Origin of the sequence: Pseudomonas sp. CIP-10, assembly GCF_020911845.1 — a bacterium.
GTDB lineage: Bacteria > Pseudomonadota > Gammaproteobacteria > Pseudomonadales > Pseudomonadaceae > Aquipseudomonas > Aquipseudomonas alloputida.
The window spans coordinates 5,067,702-5,086,599 of sequence record NZ_CP087160.1; the positions used below are offsets into that span (position 1 = coordinate 5,067,702).

Below are 18,898 nucleotides of genomic sequence, written 5' to 3' on the forward strand. Positions count from 1 at the left end.
TTATCTCCGGTTCGGGTTGAAGGTGCTCGGCAAGGTCGCCCAGCAACTATCGTAGTCGGCCTGCAATTGCGGGCATTCAAGGGCTTGCAGGCTCGGGCGCAACACCTGGCTGGTCTCGAACATGAAGGCCATGGTGTTGTCGATCTTGTGCGGTGCCAGGTCAGCGGCAATGGCCTTTTCACAGGTTTCAGCGTCGGGGCCATGGGCACTCATCACCCCGTGCAACGAGGCACCACCCGGCAGGAAGCCCTCGGCCTTGGCGTCGTAGGCGCCATTGATCAGGCCCATGAACTCGTTCATCAGGTTGCGGTGGAACCATGGCGGACGGAAGGTGTTCTCGGCCACCATCCAGCGTGGCGGGAAAATCACGAAGTCCATGTTGGCCATGCCATGCACGCTGGTTGGCGAGGTGAGCACGGTGAAAATCGAGGGGTCCGGGTGGTCGAAGCTGACGGTGCCGATGGTGTTGAAGCGGCGCAGGTCATACTTGTACGGCACGTTGCTGCCATGCCAGGCCACAACGTCCAGTGGCGAGTGCTGCAGCTCGCAAGCCCAGTGTTCACCCAGGAACTTCTGTACCAGTTGCACCGGGCCTTCGGCTTCTTCGTAGTGGGCCACGGGCGTGAGGAAGTCACGGGGGTTGGCCAGGCCGTTGCTGCCGATCGGGCCCAGGTCCGGCAGGCGCAGCGGCGCACCGTGGTTTTCCGCGATATAGCCACGGGCCTGGCCGTCGAGCAGTTCGACGCGGAACTTCATGCCACGTGGGATCACCGCAATTTCCAGCGGTTCGACCTCCATCACGCCCAGTTCGGTGGCGATGCGCAGGCGGCCCTGTTCCGGCACCAGCAGTAGCTCACCGTCCGCGTTGAAGAACACCCGTTCCATGGAACGGTTGGCGCAGTAGATGTAGATGCTCACGCCAGCCGGTTTTTCCGCTGCGGCGTTGGCAGCCATGGGCAGCCAACCTTCGATGAAATCGGTCGGTTCAGCAGGAATCGGCTGCGGGCTCCAGCGCAGGCGGTTGGGGTTGATGCCACCCAGTGGCCCGCCGAGCGGCTGGCGCGCCAGGCGCTCGAAGCGTGGGTGCAAGGCAGAGGGACGAATGCGGTACAGCCAGGTACGGCGCAACTCGCTACGGGCCATGGTGAACGCCGTGCCCGACAGCAGCTCGGCATACAGGCCATACGGGGCCTTCTGCGGGGAGTTCTGCCCGACAGGCAGCGCCCCGGGCAATGCTTCGCTGGCGAATTCGTTGCCGAAGCCGCTCAGGTAGTGAAGGTCGGGCGACGTGTCGCGGTTCATCGATGCCTCCGGATTTTGTTTTTATCGTAATCAGATTACGAATAACGTAATTTGCTCCGCTCAAGGCGTCAAGCTATAAAGGCGACACGATAAATCCGGAACCTCCCCTCCCATGGCCAAAGCCAGCTCCCCCACCGACACCGGCAAGCAGAAGGTCCGCTCGGCGGAAGTCGGCACCGACATCCTCAAGGCCCTCGCCGAACTCTCACCCTCGACTTCACTATCACGCCTGGCCGAGCACGTGCAGATGCCTGCAAGCAAAGTGCATCGCTACCTGCAGGCGCTGATTGCGAGTGGTTTTGCCGAACAGGATGCGGCCACCAACCATTACGGGCTGGGGCGCGAGGCATTGCGGGTGGGGCTGGCGGCGCTGGGCAGCATCGATGTGCTGAAGGTGGCGGCAATGCCGTTGTCGCAGTTGCGAGATGAGCTCAACGAAAGCTGCTTCATCGCTGTGTGGGGCAACCAGGGGGCCACGGTGGTAAGCATCGAACCTGCCGTGCGCGCAGTCACCGTGGTGACCCAGATCGGTTCGGTGCTGCCGTTGCTCAGCTCGTCCACCGGGCTGGTATTCGCCGCCTACCTGCCCGAGCGAGAAACCCAGGAGCTGCGCGACAGGGAACTGGCCGCTTTGCAACAAACCGCCAGTGACTACGACACACTGCTGGCCGGCATTCGCGAACAGGGCCTGCACCATGTGCATGGCCTGCTGATGCCGGGGGTGGATGCGCTGTCAGCGCCAGTATTCAACGCCCTGGGGCAGATTGCGGCGGTGATGACTGTGGTCGGGCCGACGTCGATCTTCCATGCCGATGAACATGGGCCGGCGGCGCAGCGCCTGCTCACGGCCGCACGAACCGTGAGCTGGCGCATGGGTTACGCGGGCAACCCACACTGCGCTTCGACGTCTTGTGTTTCCTCCTCGACGAGCCAGAGCAGTTCCTGAGAGAAGCCGTCATAAAGGGCGGGTGCCACCTCGCTCACCAAATCGCCGTAGTCATCGCATAGCCGCCCGATCACACGCGAGAAGGCCGTGGGCTGCGACACCTCTGCACGAGAAAGTACGGTGATGTATTTCTGCGCGGCACCGAACAGCCGCGCCAAAACCCCCGTGGAAGCCACCGTTCCTGCAACCCCCGCCGCGAACGACAGCAAGGCGGCGGAACGGTCGCCATCGCTCCACGCGATGGCCCCGGTGACAAAGGACCTGGCCGCACAGAACAGCCCGACGGCCATAGCCGCCGGCGGAAACGGCACGGTGAGGATGCCGGCCAGTACGATCCCCCACTCCACCACCACGGCCGAAATACGCTCGGCAGCGTCGGCGCTGTCTTCAGCGGCTTCGTTGATCATCCGCCTGATACGTTTCTCCAGGTCCTGGACAGGATCGCCGATACGCCCGGTCTCCCCTATCGGCGGCCGCACGCCCCTGCCTCGGGCAACGGCGTCCAGCACCAGCTCAATGCCATCCCCGGCGCGCAGTTGCTCTTCGATCCATGCGTTCAAGCGCGACTGGTTCGATAACGGCACGCGGTCTTGGCAATAACCTGCCAAGTCGTGCTCACGCCAAGTCCTTGCCAGCTCGCTGAGGGTCCGCAGCGTGGGGCCTTGCTCGATTTCTGGCAGATAGACCAAGGGCTCAAGCTCGCGGTCACGAGCATGCTTCAGCAGGTAGGCACCTTGAACAGGGCAATCGTCTATCCACAACGGATAAAGGTTGCACGTCGCGTCGATCGAGGTCCCCGAAAAAGTGTCGATCACCGATTCCAGCCACTGCGCATGGCGGCCCGACAAGCTTCCCTGAAGTTTCTCGCTGAGCACGGCACGCCTGATCTTCAAAGCAAAGAGCGTGCGATAACACTGCCTGAGCCTTTCATATTCCGGCCTGGAGCGGTCGAGTAACTGCGCTTTCACTTCTTCGATGTACTTGGTGCCCAGGTCGGCAGCACGAATGTAGCTCCCCAGCAGCGCCGGGCTCAGGTGCGAGATATCCTGACCGGTAGCCGAGGTGATGCGGGCAAAGTCGGAGAAATTGTAATACGTGGGATAACCTTTGATGACAGTCTGTGTCAGTGTGCGAATGGCATCCTCTTCCAGCGTTATCAATACCTGATCCGGGTTGATTGGGCCGCCGCGATTGCCCGGGTATGAGTTGATTTTTTCCGTCACCTGTCGATGGGCGAAGGTGCGAAAACTCGGCATCTTCATCAGCGACTGGTACCTGGCCTGCGCCAGCTTGAGCAGTTGATCGATATCAACCAGTGCCTGCTGCTCGGCACGACTGGCGTTGATGAACCAGCTTGGCGTGGTGGCCTGCTGGTCCTCGATCAGGGCAGTGATCTTGCGCCTGGCCAGGGCATTGAGCACATCCAGCCACTGCTGCGACTTGATCGGCGCGAGCGTCACGCTGTGCATGGACCAGTCGGTGGGCAGCATCTCGACCTTGCGCAAATGGCGTTTGAGCGAATCATGCTGGGCCCGCGAGCATTGCCCCAGCAGGTACTCACTGCCTACCGGCCACAAGGTCCAACTACCGATTTCGAGCGCCATTTCCTGGAGTGAATCGAAAAGATGAAAATCGCCTCCTGGTGCACCAGGGGCGTAGAGCAAGTACTGATCGCCCTGCACCAGACACAGCAGATCCTTCAAGGGCGTTTGCGCACCATTGAGGCAAACCAGGCCGGCGCTGATGGCATTGGCCTGCATGTTCCCCTGGCGTGCGTGGTGCAGCAGATCGAACCCAGCCGGGTGAAACCCTTGATGACGAGCGGCCTGATTGGCCAGCGCCAGCCGCGCATCAAGCACCTCGCACAGTGCGGCCATGGTCAAAGCGTCGTCATAGAGCGTACGGATCTGTTTGACGTAGTTCACGCGCAAATCCAGTTCTTCGATCACGCTCTGGATAGAAGTGCTTCCCAACAATGAACGGTGCCGCTCCCCCAGGACTTCGACCTTGAGCTGGCCCCCGCTGTAGCCACCACTCAACGCCCAATCGAGCAGGGTGTGTTTCATCACCTGCTCAGGTTCATCGACGTGACTGACACACACGCGTACCTGCTCGGGGTCGATATCCAGGCCAAGGGCTTGCCTGACTTGAATCTTGGCGAAGCTGCGCAGGTCGCGCCATTGCGCCAGACGCTCGGTGCAACGCTGCTCCTTCACCTGCAGGTCATCTTCCAGTTGTCGATAGGCTCGCAGTTCCTCACCCTGCATGAACCGCCGCCATTCGGGCAGCAGGCTGGTGCGGTACGCTCGCACATGCCGCGTCGCACGTTTCTGCAGCGCAGCCACCAGAGGCTCAAGCCGAGCCGCACTGTCGAGCTGGGCCAGACGCCGCGCGTCATCGACCTTGATCCGCAGGCTGCGCTGGGTGGCCTTAAGCTGGATAGCCCGCAGATCACGGATGAAATACCTGTGAAGTGGCACTTGCAGCGGCACGAAATCGAGTGTCAAACCCTCCGTAGACAACGCCGCCCGCTCTTGCGAAGACAACAGCCAACGCAACGGGCTGCCTTCAGCAAAGGCAGGGGCGAGTGCGCTGGCTGCGCGCGCGCGTTCAGTGTCGAACCAGCAACCGCTGGCCAAGCTGTAAATCAGAAAATCCGCAGGTGCGTCCGGGTTCTGTTCGAGGTCATGACGGCTGGCAACGACACCCGGCAAGCGAAAGCGCAAATCTCCGGCAACCAGATACACCTCATGCTTGTTTATGTCCCCGTCCTGCTCAAGGGCCTCGATACCGGCTTCCCAGGCCTTGAACGTAAGAGCCTTGAGGCGCGTTTCAGCAAACATCAGCTGGATCAAATGGGACGCCAGGGTAAGTGGTTTCAAACTTAATCTGGACTGTTGCTCCCACCACTGGTCAAGAACCGCCTGCCTTTGCGGCACAAGCGACTCGACAACCGCCAACGGCAAACGCTTCTGCTCGGTGAACTGTTGTCGATGCGCCTCCGGTATCAGGCTGCCCAATTGCGCAACCGCAGCCATCAGCTGTTGCAGCTCCTGGGCGTGGGCCATCATGGCCTTCACCTGTTCTTTCACAGAGCGTGCACCTGGGCACCCTTCACCGAAATCGGGGCTGCCGAGATTGAAATCGAAAGACATGAACTGCGCTCCAAAATACAAGGAGGCAGCAGAGTGAACGGATGATAAAGGCAGTAGCGCAGGGAAGCTTACCCCGCACTTGGCACTGTTGCCTGAAACGTAAAGGTGAATGTCGACAGACGCTATTTTTCCTAACGGATCAAGCGCTTATTCTTGACTCACTGGCCGGCTTGAAGGGCTCTCCCCCCGCCTTTCAAGCCTGCGAGGTTCACCGACGTAGATTTTGAAGCTCCTTGATCTGACGTCTCGATTGGCCGCTGTGGCTTGCAGCGGCCTTTTTTTTTGAAATCTGAAAATGCATCCTGGCGGTCAGGTGACCGTCAAGACTTTCAGCGCCGTTGAGATCGGGCGCCGCCCGGATGGCGCCCGACCTCATCGGCGCTGAAACCTCGTCATGACCACGCCACTTTCGGCGGGTAGAAGCTCAGCGGCTGCTCACGAAAGGCCAGGTAGTGGCGCAGCACCTGCACTGGCGCTTCGGTATGCGGGTAATGGCCAATGCCCAGTAACTGCACGGTGTCCGGCTCCGGTATCAGTTGCCGGTAGCGCTCAAGCATGTGCGCGCCGGAAAGCGGGTCGACCACGCCATTGATCAAGCGCAGCGGCACGCCTTTACGTTGCATCGCCCCGACCCAGCGTTCGCGGTGCAACCTGCGCTCCGGCATGTAGCCCACCAGCTTGTGCAGGATGCGCGTGCCCCGGTTGGCAGCGATCAGGCTCCAGAAATCATCCAGCGCGCTTTCACTGGGATGGGTGCAGGGGCCGTAGACCTGAATCACGTTACGCACCAGATCGTCACGCCCGAACGAGCGCCCGACCAGCCAGCCAAACCGGCTGAGCAGCAGCTTCTGGATCAGTAGCATGCGGCAGCTTTCGGGGAACAGCCCGCTGTTGAGGAACACGCAACTGGCAATGTCGGCACGCTGCTCATGGTGTCGCGCCAGCAGTTCCTGAGCCACGCTGCCGCCGTAGTCGTGGGCCAACAGGTGCACGGGCTGCGCGACCTGCAGATGGGCAAGCAATGCCTGCTGCAGGTCTGCTTGCTCCATCAGGCTGTAAGTGTGATCGACGGGCTTGTCCGAATCACCAAAGCCAAGCATGTCGCAAGCGATCACCCGGAAACGTTGGCTCAGAGGGCCCCACAGGTAGTGCCAGTCCCAACTGGCGGTGGGGAAACCGTGTAACAGAAGCAGAGGCTCTCCTTGCCCTGCGGTCCAGTAGCGGATGCTCTGGCCCCGGAACATGAAACGCTGTGACCGGGTACGCCAGACGCACAATGGAATCTCGGCCATAGGCATCAGATGGGTCCCGGTGTAGTGGTGTTGGCGGAATAGGGCAAGGCTGCGTTCATTGCATGTCACCTCGGCACTTACATGTGCTCTCTATGTCGAGGCAAAGTCTAGCCAGCAGCCCATTGGCTGGAACTTGCGTTGCCAGCCAGCTTGATGACTGAGCGAGTCAGTGGCACGAACGGTCAGAGCAGCAAGGCCAACAACGGCGCCGCGAACAGGTTGAGCAGCCCGGTCAGGACCATCACCAGGCCGGCCACCGAGCCTTCCTCACGGCCCACTTCCTGCGCCCGGCTGACCCCGGCACCATGCGCGCCAACACCGAACAGGGCCCCCCGTGCCAACGGCGTGCGCAGCGGCAACCAACGCAACAGCACACCGCCGAACATGGCACCGAGCACGCCGGTGAACATCACGAACACCGCTGTCAGTTCTGGCACCCCACCCAAGTCATGGGCCAGCGGCATGGCAAAGGGCGTGGTGATCGAGCGCGGCACCAGCGACAGGCTGGTTGCGCTGTCCAGCGCCAACAGGTGCGCCAGCCCCCAGGAGCTGGCGATCGAGGCACTGCTGCCGGCTACCATGCCCACCATCAGGGCCGGCCAATGGCGCGCCAGCATGGCCCGCTGCTGCCAGATCGGCACTGCGAAGGCTACGGTCACCGGGCCGAGCACGCCCATCAACCAGTGGGTGTTGCGCGCATACTCGGCATAGGCCGTATGCAGCGGCACGGCCACAGCCAGCAGCAACACCGGTACCAGGATCAACGGCGACAGCAGGTAGCGCTTGCTACGCCGGTACAACCAACGGCTACCCAGGTAAGCCAGCAAGGTCAAGGCCAACCAGAACAGCGGCATGGGTTCAAGGCTCACGGCGCAGCCTCCAGCGGCACACCATCTCCACGGTCATGGCGGTCACTACCATCACCATCAGCGTGCTCACGGCAATCACCAGCAAGATGCGCCAGCCCTCTTCACGGATCAATGCGCCATAGTCGAGCAGGCTCATCAGCGCCGGGATGAAGAACAACAGCATCTCAGCCATCAACCAGCCGGCCCCCAATTGCAGCGTGGCCGGTTTGAGCACACCCGAAGCGAACAGTATCAACAGCAGTGCCAGGCCCATCACACCGCCGGGGATCGGCCAGCCCAGCCAACTGGCAATCTGGCCACCGAGCAGGAACAGGGTACAGAGAACCGCCAGCTCGACGAGCAGGCGCAGGGCTTTTTTCAATGATGCAGGTTTCATGGCGGGGTTCCTCGACAGGCCCTTATTTTAAGATTTGGCTGCCTAGGCCAGAAGCGAATTGTTAGACTGCCTGCCATTCCAGAATGGAATCGAAGCAATGGAATTCAAACAACTGCGCAGCTTTATCGAAGTGGTCCACCGCGGCGGTTTTACCCAGGCGGCACAGACCCTGCACATCAGCCAGTCGGCCGTGAGCAAGCAGGTGGCCCAGCTTGAGCAAGATGTGGGCCAGCCGCTGCTGGAGCGCCAGGCGTCGCACCTGCACCTGACCGCTGCCGGGCGCATCGTGCTGGAGCGTGGCGAAGCCCTGCTGCGCCAGCGCCAGGCGCTGCTCAACGAGCTGGACGACCTCAGCCAGATGGAGCGTGGCGAACTACGCCTGGGCTTGCCGATGCTTGGCAGCGACACGTTGTTCGCCGGCTTGTTCGCCGAGTACCGGCGGCGCCATCCGAACATCGCCATCCAGCTGCTTGAAGGCGGCAGCCGCAACGTCGAACAGGCCGTCAGAAGTGGCGAACTGGAACTGGGCGGCTGCTTGACGCCCACCGACGAGGCATTCGACTACCAGCCCTTCTGCAACGAACCGCTGGATGCCTTGCTGCCGGCTGGCCATGCCCTGGCGGGCCTGGACGCCGTGGGCCTGAGGCAACTGGCCGATACACCGTTCCTGCTCTACCAGCGCAGTTTCGTGCTCAACGACCGGCTGCTGAAGGCGTGCCAGCAGCAGGGCTTCACCCCCAAGGAAGGCGGGCGCAGCGGCCAGGCGGATTTTTTGGCGGCGCTGGTGGCAGCGGGCCAGGGCGTGGTGATGCTGCCCCGGGTGGTGGCAAAAGCGCTGGAGCGCCCCGGGGTGGTGCGTGTGCCGTTGAATGCGCAGGAGGATTTGCGTTGGGATATCGCGTTTATCTGGCGACGCGGCGCCTACCTGTCACGGGCGGCGCAGGGGTGGTTGGCCTTGTTGCGCGAGCCCCATGGCTAACACGCCTGCGCAGATGCCAGGTCAGGCGTTCAGTGCGCTCGCCAACTCAGCCAGCCAAGGCTCGGCATCCGCCTCCGGGGTCACGGTCTCGCTCGCATCCAGGCGCAGCATTGGCTGCACCTCGCGCACGCCCAGCTCGGCGAACAGCTCACGCATCTGCTCGCCACCCCCGCAATAGGTATCGCCATAACTGGAGTCGCCCAGCGCGATCACCGCACCAGGCAGGCCGCGCCAGGCCGCGGGCAGTGTGTCACGAAGTGTGCTGTACAGCGGCATGAGGTTGTCCGGCAACTCACCCATACCGGTGGTCGAGGTCACGGCCAACAAGGCGTCGGGGGCAAAACCCTGAAGATCCTGAAGGGTGGCACGCGCAGCATGCCAGGCCTCGAAACCCGCCGCCTTGAGTAGCGATTCAGCGTGACGGGCGACTTCTTCGGCGGTGCCATAGACCGAGCCGGAAATAATGGCGACTTTCATCGGGTAGAGGATTCCGAAACTGAGTGAAAACGTAGGATACTAGCATTCAACGCTGGCAAAAGGCCGCCGTTACCAAAGTCGCCATCTTCCGTTTTCCTTCACCTATGGCCCGGACATGATCAACGCGCAATTGCTGCAATCGATGGTCGATGCGTCCAATGACGGCATCGTGGTTGCCGAAAAGGAAGGCGACGACACTATCCTGATCTACGTGAACGCCGCTTTCGAATGCCTCACTGGCTACAGCCGTGACGAGATTCTCTATCAGGATTGCCGGTTCCTGCAGGCTGACGACCGTGACCAGCTCGGCCGCGCACGCATCCGCAAGGCCATGGCCGAAGGCCGCCCCTGCCGCGAAGTGCTGCGCAACTATCGCAAGGATGGCAGCGCCTTCTGGAACGAGCTGTCGATCACGCCGGTGAAGAGCGACTTCGACCAGCGCACCTACTTCATCGGCATCCAGAAGGACGTCAGCCGCCAGGTCGAACTGGAACGGGAGCTGGCGGAACTGCGCGCTCGTCCGAAACCCGACGAACGCGCCTGAACCAAGTCCGCCACGCACGGTCAATTCCGTTGAAGAAATCGCCACCACCGAGTTCGATCATGCAAGCAGACGCGCTCCTGACCCAGGACGAGCTGGATTTCATACAGAACATGCAGCATTCGCCACAACTGAACCTGGCTGACACCATGTCGAGCCTGCTGGTCAATGGCGACCGCCGCATTCAAAGCTTGCTTACGCGGTTGGTGGCTAACGAGCAGGTGACCTTGCAGGCCCAGTTCAACAACCAGCAGATCAGTTTCCCGCTGCAGCTGGTAGAAGACGAGTTCCACGCCCTGCACCTGCAGCTGGGTTCACCGGAAATCTACGAAGACGGCCCCATGCTGCGCCCATGGCGCTTGTCGCTGGACCAGCCGAGCGTTCTGCTCGACGCCCATGACAAGGCAAGCGGCCTGTGGGTACGCGAGATTTCCTTCAAAGGCGTGCTGCTGGAAGTCCGTGATTTGCCAACAGCACCCGCCCGCTTCGAGCTGCGCTTCGCCCCGGGCGGCATCACCCCGATCGAACTGCATGGTGTGTTGGGCCGGCGCATCGGCACGGACCTGGCTGCCTACGACCTCGGCCAAAGCCCAGCCGAAGAAATCGAACGCCTGCGCGACTACATCCTCCAGGCCCACCGCCACGCCCACCCCGAGCTGCACACTCAAGTATCGAGCTGACGGGCCAGAAACTGCCGCAAGCGCTGGCGCATCACACTGCCCTGCGCGCCCAGGCAGGCTACAGGGCTGCCAGCCAGGCTGTCCTGTACCGCTTCCGCCGCCTCACCTGCCAGTAACAACGGGCATTCCAGCATCGACGCCAGGCGCTTGAGGTGCCGGGTGAGTTCTACTGTGGGCGACGGATGGGAAAACAGCACCAAGGCGTCCGGCTTCAGCCGTTCGCAGACGAGCGCAAGCTCTTGCAGCGGCTGCCCGTTCGCCAGCGGGATCACGCGTATTTCATCGCTACCCAGGATCAGACTGGTTACCAGTAACTCAAGCTCATGGCACTGCCCCGGCAATGGCGCCACCAGCACGGTGCGGCTACTCGGCACACGGGCCAGCTGCAAGCGGGCGAAAACCCGACCGCGCAGGAACTGATCATAGAACAGCCATTCGCTGGCCTGCCCATAGCCGCCTTGCCGGACTACCATGTCATGCCACACCGGCATGAACACATTGGCGAAAACCTGGTCCAGGGTGCTGGCCGCGAACACCTCGTCATAAAGGCGATCCAGGCCCGCCACGTCGAAGTGCTGTACCGCCAGGCGAATCTGGTTTTGCCAGCGCAAGCAGGGGTCCACCGCGCCGCCAGCCTGCCCGGAGAGGGCATGGCCGCGAGCGAGAATGCTGCCCACCTTGCTGACCGCCACGCCACGCTCCAGCCACCCGAGGATACGGCGGATTTCATCGATATCAGCCTGGGAATACAGGCGGTGACCACTGTCGGTACGGATGGGCTGGATCAGCCCATAACGGCGTTCCCAGGCACGAAGGGTCACGGCGTTGACACCGGTCAAGCGTGACACTTCACGAATCGGAAACAGCTCCTGCTGCTCGAAACTCGCATCGATCACCGGTTTACGTCCCTGTTCGTTCATGTGCACGAAGTACCCTGAGTGCGAAGAAACTGAGCACATAGCTTACTACGACTGTGTCGGTCTGTTGGTGCCACCGTTTGCCAGCTGAGCGTTGCCGAAGATCGCAACTGCGCGATAATGCGTGCCCGATTCTTGCATGCACGACTGCGTCGCCCACCACCCCGGGCCACACAGCCAAAGGGGCCAGCTACCCGCCAGCCCCGTTGCCAGGAGATACACAATGTCTACCCCACCCGTCACCCTCATGGTGTCGCGCCGCGCCGCCCATGGCCGCTACCAGGACCTGCTGGCCTGGCTGCACGAAGGCGAACAGCTGGCCACCGACTTCCCTGGCTACCTCGGCTCGGGCATCCTCGCCCCGCCCCGGGATGGCGACGAATTTCAGATCATCTTCCGCTTCAGCGACGAGCCGACCCTGCATGCCTGGGAGCACTCCGCCTCGCGTCGCGCATGGTTACAACGCGGCAACGGTCTGTTCGAGCGCCCCAAAGAGGCGCGCGTTAGCGGTATCGACGACTGGTTCGGCACCAACAGGGTGCAAAAACCGCCACGCTGGAAGCAGGCCGTGGCCATCTGGCTGGCGTTTTTCCCAGTCTCGCTGGCCTTCAACCTGGTGTTCGGCCACTGGTTGACGGCACTCGACCTTGTGCCCCGGGTACTGCTCAGCACCCTGGCCCTGACGCCGGTGATGGTGTACCTGTTCATCCCGCTGTCCACCCGCCTGCTGGCCAGTTGGCTACAGGCCTCCCCGCCCGCTGCTGGCGCCTTGCGCAGCCGCTGAGGCCAGGCCATACAACAGGTAAACAGTTCGGGTATGCTGGGTGGCAATCAAAGGACAGACAAGTTGACCACCCCGAACATGAACAGCCCCATTCTCGTTACCGGAGCCAGCCAGCGTGTCGGGCTGGCCCTGGCCCTCGAACTGGCACAGGCCGGCCATACGGTGGTCAGTGCCAGCCGCAGCATCCAGCCGCAGGCAGCCCACCCCAACATCGTGCAGTTTCAGGCCGACCTGTGCCAGGCGGGCGACCGCCAGGCGCTGATCGATCACCTGCACGATCGTTACGACGGACTGCGCGCCATCATCCACAATGCTTCGCTATGGCTCGACGACGGCCTCGACAACCTCGAGACCATGTTCCGCCTGCACGTCGAAGCGCCCTACCACCTCAACCTGGCCCTGGGCGACCTGCTGGCCAAGGTGGAAAAGGCCGACATCATTCACATCTGCGACGAAACCTCCTCGCGCGGCAGTAAAAGCCACATCGGCTACGCCGCCACCAAGGCCGCACTGCAGAACATGGTGCTGTCATTCGCCGAAAAATATGCGCCCAAGGTGCGTGTGAACGGTATCCTGCCCGGGCTGCTGATCCTCAAGGAAGGGGGTGACGAAGCCTACCGCCAGCAAACCCTGAAAAAGGCCCTGCTGGAATTCGAACCCGGCGCCGGCCCGCTGATCGAGACCGTCAAGTACCTGCTCGCCAGCCAGTACAGCACCGGCAGCCAGGTGGTCATCAACGGTGGCCGCCACCTGAAGAACCGCATGACTTGAGAGAAGACCATGACCCCACAACAACAGCTCGAGCTCGAGGCCGCCGCGTTCCGGCGCCTGGTCGAACACCTGCAAAAGCGCACCGACGTACAGAACATCGACCTGATGAACCTGTCCGGTTTCTGCCGCAACTGCCTGTCCAAGTGGTACAAGGCCGCCGCTGACGAGCGTCAGCTGGACCTGAGCCTGGATGATGCCCGCGAAGCGGTGTACGGCATGCCCTACGCCGAGTGGAAAGCCCAATACCAGAAAGAAGCCAGCGCCGAACAACAAGCGGCGTTCGAAAAAGGAAAAACCTCGTGACTGACCTGAATACCCTGCGCGCAAGCCTGGCCAGCGGCCAACATGTATTTGCCGATACCTTGGCGTTCATTGCCGACAACTACAGCTACCAGCCGCAGGCCTTCAACAACGGCGGCGTGGAGAATGCGGCAGGGCAGAACGAAGGTTCGTGCAAAACCCTGGGCCTGGCCTTGCTTGAAGGGCTGAGCGACCAGGAAGCGCTGCTGGCCTTCGGCGAGCACTACCGTGATGTGGTGGCCACGCCTGAGGGTAGCGACCATGGCAACATCCGTGCGCTGATCAAACACGGTCTGGCGGGTGTGAAGTTTGCTGCGCAGCCGCTTGCGCGCAAGGCTTGATATTGCCGGGGCCGCTTTGCGGCCCCACGATCCAGCGCCCACCATCAATCGATAATGGTGCCAGGCCCCCCACCTTCAAGCCTCCCCTGCCGCAACCACTGCAAGGCCACCGGCCACAGGTTTTCGCGAAACCGGTCATGGAAGAACGCGAAATGGCCAATTTCCTCGACCGAGATATCCACAGGCGCAATGCGCAGGTGCTGGCGCTCGGCACTTTGCAGATAACCCAACAAACGCTCGGTTGCCGCTACGGTCCCGAAGGGGTCGTCCGTCAGACTGATGGCCAGCGTCTTCGCACGCACCTGGGCGAACGGTAGCGCCGCCAACGCCCGCCCGCTGGGGCGGTGCTCATAACGTGGGGTACGCGTGGTCCAGTCGTGCACCACGCCGGATGGCGTGTCTTCCAGCCAACCCAGGCGCTTGCCGGGAAAGTAGCCGAATACCCGGGTCAACAGCGGCATGACCACATGCCACTTGCCGAACAGCTGCCAGCGCTGGTTGGCCGCGTAGTCGCGCCAGTAGGCGAACTGCGCGCCAACCATCACGACCCGACGGATCTGGCCAGCCGACGGTGCCAGGCCTACTGCACAACCGCCGAAACTGTGCCCCACCACGTCCACCGGCTGACCTGGGAAATGCGCTGCCGCATGCGCCAGCATGGCTTCAAAATCCAGCCGGCCCCAGTCGCTCCAGGAGGCCTGGAAACCACGCAGCGACGCCGGCCGGGATTCGCCGATGCCACGGTAGTCGTAGGTCAGCACATCGCAGCCGTGGGCGAACAGGTAGTCGGCAAAGCGGGCGTAATAGCGGCAGCGTACCGACGTGGCAGCGTTGATGATCACCAGCGGGCGCTGGGGGTCAGGTTGGGCGTGGCGCCAGCAGAAGCCGCCGAGGCTGTATCCGTCGGCCGCGGGGTGGCGAAATGGGGTAGCGGGTTGGATGAGGCTACTCATGGCGCATTTCCTGTTGTTGTGCGCCAAAACTAGCAAAGATTTTGTAGCTTGTACTGGCCTCTTCGCGGGTGAACCCGCTCCTACAGGGGGAGAACCTGTGGGAGCGGGCTTGCCCGCGAAGAGGCCGGTACAGGCTTACCCGATTACAGCTCGACGCAGTCGAACTTCACATCGGTGGCCACGTCTTCGTCGTAGTTGACGTCAGCGCGCTCGAAGCCGAACAGGTTGAGGAACTGCTTCTTGTAACCGGCGTAGTCAGTCAGCTCGAACAGGTTCTCGGTGGTCACCTGTGGCCACAGGGCCTTGCAGGCGTTTTGCACGTCGTCACGCAGTTCCCAGTCGTCCAGGCGCAGGCGCCCCTTCTCGTCGACCTCTGCCGGCGCACCGTCGGTACGGTACATACGGTCGCGGTACATGCGGTCGAGCTGGTCCTGGGTGCCTTCGTGTACACCTTTCTCCTGCATGATCTTGAAGACCATCGACAGGTACAGTGGCATCACCGGGATGGCCGAGCTGGCCTGGGTAACCACCGACTTGAGCACCGCCACATTGGCGCCGCCTTTCACTTCACCGGCCAGCTTCTGGTTCAGACGCAGGGCAGTTTCGTCCAGGTCCTGCTTGGCCTGGCCCAGTGCACCGTGCCAGTAGATCGGCCAGGTGATATCGCTGCCGATATAGCTGAAGGCCACGGTGCGAGCGCCTTCGGCAAGTACATTGGCGCCAGCCAGCGCATCGATCCACAGCTGCCAGTCCTGGCCACCCATGACGGTGACGGTATCGGCAATTTCCTGCTCGGTGGCCGGCTCGATGCTGGCCTCGATGATGGTGTCCTTGTTGGTGTCGATGGCGGTCGACTTGTATGGCTGGCCGATCGGCTTGAGTGCCGAGCGAATGACTTCACCGGTCTGCGGCAGCTTGCGCACGGGCGAAGCCAGCGAGTAGATGACCAGGTCGACCTTGCCACCCATTTCGTTCTTGATCAGCTCGATGACCTTGGCGCGGGCTTCGTCAGAGAAGGCGTCACCGTTGATCGACTTGCTGTACAGGCCCTCGGCCTTGGCGAACTTGTCGAAGGCGGCAGCGTTGTACCAGCCAGCAGTGCCGGCCTTGGTCTCGGTGCCTGGTTTTTCGAAGAACACGCCCAGGGTGTCGGCCTTGAAGCCGAAGGCCGCCGTGATGCGGGCAGCCAGGCCGTAGCCGCTGGAAGCACCGATGACCAGGACCTTCTTCGGGCCATCCTCGCGTACGCCCAGCTTGCGGGTGGCTTCGATCTGGTCACGGACGTTGAGCTCGCAGCCCTTCGGATGAGTCGTGGTGCAGATGAAACCGCGAACCTTAGGATGAATGATGGCCAATGTCTGTACCTCGTCAGGTTTATGCCAGGAAAGCGCCGCTTGGGGCGATTCCGATTGATCAGAGGGTGAGACTACCCCCGCAGGTTATCCGACACATATTACGGGGTGATCAGAGGGATGCAAAACCAGAGTTCTTCTGTGCAGGAAGGACATGGCTGCTTGAAATCCAGATTGGCGGGTTAGAACGCCTGGCACCCATTGATTTGCTTTTCACATCAATCCGAAAGAAAAACAAACTTAACAAATAAGCCAAACCCGCCGATGCTGGCGGCACTACGCCCATTGCACGGAGAACAACAACATGAACGACGTGGTGATCGTCGCCGCAACCCGCACCGCCATCGGCAGCTTCCAGGGCGCCTTGGCCACTGTGCCTGCGGTCGACCTCGGCGCCGCCGTGATCAAGCAACTGCTGAAACAAACCGAGCTGGACCCGGCGCAGGTCGACGAAGTCATCCTCGGCCAAGTGCTCACTGCCGGTGCCGGTCAGAACCCGGCACGCCAGGCAGCGATCAAGGCTGGCCTGCCCTTCAGCGTACCGGCCCTGACCCTGAACAAGGTCTGCGGCTCGGGCCTCAAGGCCCTGCACCTGGCCGCCCAGGCGATCCGCTGTGGCGATGCCGAGGTGGTGATTGCCGGTGGCCAGGAAAATATGAGCCTTGCCCCCTACGTGATGCCCTCGGCCCGCACCGGCCAACGCATGGGCCATGGCCAACTGATCGACAGCATGATCACGGACGGCCTGTGGGATGCCTTCAATGACTACCACATGGGCATCACTGCCGAAAACCTGGTGGACAAGTATGGCCTCAGCCGTGAGCAGCAGGATGCCTTCGCTGCCGAATCGCAGCGCAAGGCAGTGGCAGCGATCGAGGCCGGCCGTTTCGACGCTGAAATCACCCCCATCGTGCTGCCGCAGAAAAAGGGCGAGCCCAAGGTTTTTGCCCGTGACGAGCAACCACGCCCGGACACCACCGCCGAGTCCCTGGCCAAACTGCGCCCGGCCTTCAAGAAGGACGGCAGCGTCACCGCAGGCAATGCCTCCAGCCTGAACGACGGCGCCGCCGCCGTGCTTTTGATGAGCGCAGCGAAGGCCAAGGCGTTGGGCCTGCCGGTGCTGGCGAAGATCGCCGCCTACGCCAGTGCCGGGGTAGACCCCGCGATCATGGGTATTGGTCCGGTTTCGGCGACCCAGCGTTGCCTGGACAAGGCCGGTTGGCAACTGGCCGAACTGGACCTGATCGAAGCCAACGAGGCCTTTGCCGCCCAGGCGCTGGCCGTGGGCAATGCGCTGGCATGGGATGCCGCGCGGGTTAACGTCAATGGAGGGGCGATTGCCCTGGGCCACCCGATTGGTGCTTCCGGGTGCAGGGTGCTGGTGACCCTGCTGCACGAGATGATCAAACGGGATGCCAAAAAAGGCCTGGCGACCTTGTGCATTGGTGGTGGGCAAGGGGTGGCGCTGGCCATCGAACGCTGATTGATTCAAGCAGGCCCGGCCTCTTCGCGGGTAAACCCGCGCCTACACTGATCGGTGACGGACACACATCGGTGATCGGGCGCAGGCCGTTGTAGGAGCGGGTTTACCCGCGAAAGGGCCGGACCTGCTGGCCAATTTCCACCCGCTGTTCAATGTCGCAGCCGCGATCGTATTCGCGGGAAAACCCGCGCCTACACTGATCGGTGGCGGACACACATCGGTGATCGGGCGCAGGCCATCGTAGGAGCGGGTTTACCCGCGAAAGGGCCGGGCCTGCTGGCCAATTTCCACCAACCGTTCACTGTTGCAGCCGCCATCGTATTCGCGGGTAAACCCGCTCCTACACTGATCGGTGGTGGACACTCATCGGTGATCGGGCGCAAGCCATTGTAGGAGCGGGTTTACCCGCGAAGAGGCCGGCACAGGCAGCAACTGTTCAAGCCGCGACTCGGTCCTGCTCCAGCGAAGCGGCGAGCACCGCCACTTCCTGGCACTTCTGCACGGCCAGGTCCACTGGGCTTTCCAGCAACGAACAGGCCGGCGCCAACCACAGCCGCTCACCCAGGCGTTCATGGGCTTCGTGCAGCAGCCCCAGGGTCTTGCCCAGATCGCAAGGCGAGGCGTTGCGACCGTCGACCAGGCCCAGCGACAGTACCTTGTAGGCCGGCAGGCGGTCGAGAATGCTCTGGTACTGCTCGGGGGCCTGAACCAGATCGACGTGAAGGCCATCAACCGGCAGGTTGGCGGCCAGGCCGAGGTTGCCTTCCAGGCCGCCGAAGTACGTGGCGATCAGCTTCTTCAACGGTGCGCGTTGAAGGATGTTGTAGACACGTTCATAGGCATTTTTCCAATCCTGGGGCAGGTCCTGGGCGAGGATGGGTTCATCGATCTGCACCCATTCAACGCCATGGTCGGCCAGGCGGTTGAGAAGCTGGTCATACACGGGCAGCAGGCGGTCAAGCAGCTCCAGCTTGTCGAAGTCACCGCCCAGGGTCTGGCCCTGCCACAGGTAGGTCAAGGGGCCGATCACCACCGGCTTGACTGCAAGGCCCAGGGCCTTGGCGTGCTCCACTTCTTCGAACAGTGGTTCCCAGTTCAGAACCAACGGCTGATCGCCTGCGCTAAGCACGTGGCTGTCCCAGGCGAAGTCGCCGACCGGCACCAGCTCGATGCCGGCGTCTTTCTGCACCTGCCAGTGGCGGGCACGCAGCTCGCGGTCACGGCCGATGTGTGGAAAGCCCAGGTTATGTGCCAGTGCCATGTCTTGTCCCTTCAGCATGCTTGAATGAATAAGGGGGATTCTCCGGCTGACGGGGTATTGAGACAAACTCATTAAATTTGAGATGAACCCAAGAAATCTTCATGATCATGCTGTCATGA

At 62.1% G+C, this 18,898-nt stretch carries 19 protein-coding genes; 9 read left to right on the top strand and 10 right to left on the bottom strand.

The annotated features are described in order from the left end of the window. Positions 1-1,302: a homogentisate 1,2-dioxygenase gene (gene hmgA, locus LMH93_RS22885; RefSeq protein WP_003251670.1), complete on the bottom strand. Its 1,302-nt coding sequence runs from the start codon at positions 1,300-1,302 to the stop codon at positions 1-3. 112 nt (positions 1,303-1,414) lie between these two features. On the opposite strand from hmgA, the gene LMH93_RS22890 reads away from it, so the two are divergent. Further along, complete coding sequence (locus tag LMH93_RS22890; protein WP_003251668.1) at positions 1,415-2,248, top strand: IclR family transcriptional regulator; 834 nt, start codon at positions 1,415-1,417, stop codon at positions 2,246-2,248. Here the strand turns inward: LMH93_RS22890 and LMH93_RS22895 are convergent. The 4 genes from LMH93_RS22895 to LMH93_RS22910 form a co-directional block, all read right to left on the bottom strand. Beyond that, positions 2,179-5,403: a hypothetical protein gene (locus LMH93_RS22895; RefSeq protein ID WP_230064611.1), complete on the bottom strand. Its 3,225-nt coding sequence runs from the start codon at positions 5,401-5,403 to the stop codon at positions 2,179-2,181. The two genes, LMH93_RS22890 and LMH93_RS22895, sit on opposite strands and share 70 nt — an antisense overlap. A 392-nt stretch (positions 5,404-5,795) precedes the next feature. Further along, positions 5,796-6,701 carry an alpha/beta fold hydrolase gene (locus LMH93_RS22900; protein WP_070095554.1) on the bottom strand — a complete coding sequence of 302 codons (906 nt, stop codon included), beginning with the start codon at positions 6,699-6,701 and terminating at the stop codon, positions 5,796-5,798. A gap of 176 nt (positions 6,702-6,877) precedes the next feature. After that, positions 6,878-7,564: an LrgB family protein gene (locus LMH93_RS22905; RefSeq protein WP_003251661.1), complete on the bottom strand. Its 687-nt coding sequence runs from the start codon at positions 7,562-7,564 to the stop codon at positions 6,878-6,880. Continuing rightward, on the bottom strand, positions 7,554-7,940 hold the full coding sequence (locus LMH93_RS22910; protein ID WP_070095556.1) for a CidA/LrgA family protein: 387 nt from the start codon (positions 7,938-7,940) through the stop codon (positions 7,554-7,556). Before LMH93_RS22910 ends, LMH93_RS22905 begins: the two co-directional genes overlap by 11 nt. A gap of 97 nt (positions 7,941-8,037) precedes the next feature. On the opposite strand from LMH93_RS22910, the gene LMH93_RS22915 reads away from it, so the two are divergent. Beyond that, positions 8,038-8,919: a LysR family transcriptional regulator gene (locus LMH93_RS22915; protein ID WP_070095557.1), complete on the top strand. Its 882-nt coding sequence runs from the start codon at positions 8,038-8,040 to the stop codon at positions 8,917-8,919. Between the two features lie 21 nt (positions 8,920-8,940). On the opposite strand, the gene LMH93_RS22920 is transcribed toward LMH93_RS22915, so the two are convergent. Further along, a complete protein-coding gene (locus LMH93_RS22920; protein ID WP_003251656.1) occupies positions 8,941-9,396 on the bottom strand; it encodes a flavodoxin in 456 nt (151 codons plus the stop codon). A 115-nt stretch (positions 9,397-9,511) separates the two neighbouring features. On the opposite strand from LMH93_RS22920, the gene LMH93_RS22925 reads away from it, so the two are divergent. Further along, the gene (locus LMH93_RS22925; protein ID WP_003251655.1) at positions 9,512-9,940 is read left to right on the top strand and encodes a PAS sensor domain-containing protein; all 429 of its coding nucleotides are present in this window, start codon (positions 9,512-9,514) and stop codon (positions 9,938-9,940) included. Positions 9,941-9,999: 59 nt separating this feature from the next. Beyond that, the gene (locus LMH93_RS22930) at positions 10,000-10,617 is read left to right on the top strand and encodes a hypothetical protein (protein ID WP_019752533.1); all 618 of its coding nucleotides are present in this window, start codon (positions 10,000-10,002) and stop codon (positions 10,615-10,617) included. On the opposite strand, the gene LMH93_RS22935 is transcribed toward LMH93_RS22930, so the two are convergent. After that, complete coding sequence (locus LMH93_RS22935) at positions 10,602-11,537, bottom strand: MerR family transcriptional regulator (protein ID WP_003251652.1); 936 nt, start codon at positions 11,535-11,537, stop codon at positions 10,602-10,604. The genes LMH93_RS22930 and LMH93_RS22935 overlap by 16 nt on opposite strands. Positions 11,538-11,757: 220 nt before the next feature. Here LMH93_RS22935 and LMH93_RS22940 point away from each other — a divergent pair, with 220 nt between their 5' ends. From LMH93_RS22940 to LMH93_RS22955, 4 genes are read left to right on the top strand one after another with little or no spacing between them, the layout of a single operon-like run. Continuing rightward, on the top strand, positions 11,758-12,318 hold the full coding sequence (locus tag LMH93_RS22940) for a hypothetical protein (RefSeq protein WP_003251651.1): 561 nt from the start codon (positions 11,758-11,760) through the stop codon (positions 12,316-12,318). Between the two features lie 33 nt (positions 12,319-12,351). Continuing rightward, positions 12,352-13,089: a dihydromonapterin reductase gene (gene folM / locus LMH93_RS22945; protein ID WP_003251650.1), complete on the top strand. Its 738-nt coding sequence runs from the start codon at positions 12,352-12,354 to the stop codon at positions 13,087-13,089. 9 nt (positions 13,090-13,098) lie between these two features. After that, complete coding sequence (locus tag LMH93_RS22950) at positions 13,099-13,392, top strand: DUF1244 domain-containing protein (protein ID WP_003251648.1); 294 nt, start codon at positions 13,099-13,101, stop codon at positions 13,390-13,392. Continuing rightward, complete coding sequence (locus LMH93_RS22955) at positions 13,389-13,730, top strand: HopJ type III effector protein (protein WP_003251646.1); 342 nt, start codon at positions 13,389-13,391, stop codon at positions 13,728-13,730. Before LMH93_RS22950 ends, LMH93_RS22955 begins: the two co-directional genes overlap by 4 nt. A 44-nt stretch (positions 13,731-13,774) precedes the next feature. Here the strand turns inward: LMH93_RS22955 and LMH93_RS22960 are convergent, their stop codons facing one another. Both LMH93_RS22960 and fabV read right to left on the bottom strand, forming a co-directional pair. Next, complete coding sequence (locus tag LMH93_RS22960; protein WP_004577693.1) at positions 13,775-14,683, bottom strand: alpha/beta hydrolase family protein; 909 nt, start codon at positions 14,681-14,683, stop codon at positions 13,775-13,777. A 143-nt stretch (positions 14,684-14,826) separates the two neighbouring features. Beyond that, positions 14,827-16,038, bottom strand: coding sequence for an enoyl-ACP reductase FabV (gene fabV, locus LMH93_RS22965; RefSeq protein WP_003251642.1), 1,212 nt, complete (start codon positions 16,036-16,038; stop codon positions 14,827-14,829). Positions 16,039-16,339: 301 nt separating this feature from the next. Here fabV and LMH93_RS22970 point away from each other — a divergent pair, with 301 nt between their 5' ends. After that, entirely contained in the window at positions 16,340-17,518 is a 1,179-nt protein-coding gene (locus LMH93_RS22970) for an acetyl-CoA C-acetyltransferase (RefSeq protein WP_003251640.1), read from the top strand. 436 nt (positions 17,519-17,954) lie between these two features. Here the strand turns inward: LMH93_RS22970 and LMH93_RS22975 are convergent, their stop codons facing one another. Next, positions 17,955-18,779, bottom strand: a complete 825-nt coding sequence (locus LMH93_RS22975; protein WP_004577214.1) for a 5-methyltetrahydropteroyltriglutamate--homocysteine S-methyltransferase — start codon at positions 18,777-18,779, stop codon at positions 17,955-17,957. Positions 18,780-18,898: the final 119 nt, after the last annotated feature.

What these genes read in the sequence shown, in the direction of transcription:
- hmgA (WP_003251670.1), bottom strand. Translation starts at nt 1,302, where the DNA reads ATGAACCGCGACACGTCGCCCGACCTTCACTACCTGAGCGGCTTCGGC.
- LMH93_RS22890 (WP_003251668.1), top strand. Translation starts at nt 1,415, where the DNA reads ATGGCCAAAGCCAGCTCCCCCACCGACACCGGCAAGCAGAAGGTCCGC.
- LMH93_RS22895 (WP_230064611.1), bottom strand. Translation starts at nt 5,403, where the DNA reads ATGTCTTTCGATTTCAATCTCGGCAGCCCCGATTTCGGTGAAGGGTGC.
- LMH93_RS22900 (WP_070095554.1), bottom strand. Translation starts at nt 6,701, where the DNA reads ATGCCTATGGCCGAGATTCCATTGTGCGTCTGGCGTACCCGGTCACAG.
- LMH93_RS22910 (WP_070095556.1), bottom strand. Translation starts at nt 7,940, where the DNA reads ATGAAACCTGCATCATTGAAAAAAGCCCTGCGCCTGCTCGTCGAGCTG.
- LMH93_RS22915 (WP_070095557.1), top strand. Translation starts at nt 8,038, where the DNA reads ATGGAATTCAAACAACTGCGCAGCTTTATCGAAGTGGTCCACCGCGGC.
- LMH93_RS22920 (WP_003251656.1), bottom strand. Translation starts at nt 9,396, where the DNA reads ATGAAAGTCGCCATTATTTCCGGCTCGGTCTATGGCACCGCCGAAGAA.
- LMH93_RS22925 (WP_003251655.1), top strand. Translation starts at nt 9,512, where the DNA reads ATGATCAACGCGCAATTGCTGCAATCGATGGTCGATGCGTCCAATGAC.
- LMH93_RS22930 (WP_019752533.1), top strand. Translation starts at nt 10,000, where the DNA reads ATGCAAGCAGACGCGCTCCTGACCCAGGACGAGCTGGATTTCATACAG.
- LMH93_RS22935 (WP_003251652.1), bottom strand. Translation starts at nt 11,537, where the DNA reads ATGAACGAACAGGGACGTAAACCGGTGATCGATGCGAGTTTCGAGCAG.
- LMH93_RS22940 (WP_003251651.1), top strand. Translation starts at nt 11,758, where the DNA reads ATGTCTACCCCACCCGTCACCCTCATGGTGTCGCGCCGCGCCGCCCAT.
- folM (WP_003251650.1), top strand. Translation starts at nt 12,352, where the DNA reads ATGCTGGGTGGCAATCAAAGGACAGACAAGTTGACCACCCCGAACATG.
- LMH93_RS22950 (WP_003251648.1), top strand. Translation starts at nt 13,099, where the DNA reads ATGACCCCACAACAACAGCTCGAGCTCGAGGCCGCCGCGTTCCGGCGC.
- LMH93_RS22960 (WP_004577693.1), bottom strand. Translation starts at nt 14,683, where the DNA reads ATGAGTAGCCTCATCCAACCCGCTACCCCATTTCGCCACCCCGCGGCC.
- LMH93_RS22970 (WP_003251640.1), top strand. Translation starts at nt 16,340, where the DNA reads ATGAACGACGTGGTGATCGTCGCCGCAACCCGCACCGCCATCGGCAGC.
- LMH93_RS22975 (WP_004577214.1), bottom strand. Translation starts at nt 18,779, where the DNA reads ATGGCACTGGCACATAACCTGGGCTTTCCACACATCGGCCGTGACCGC.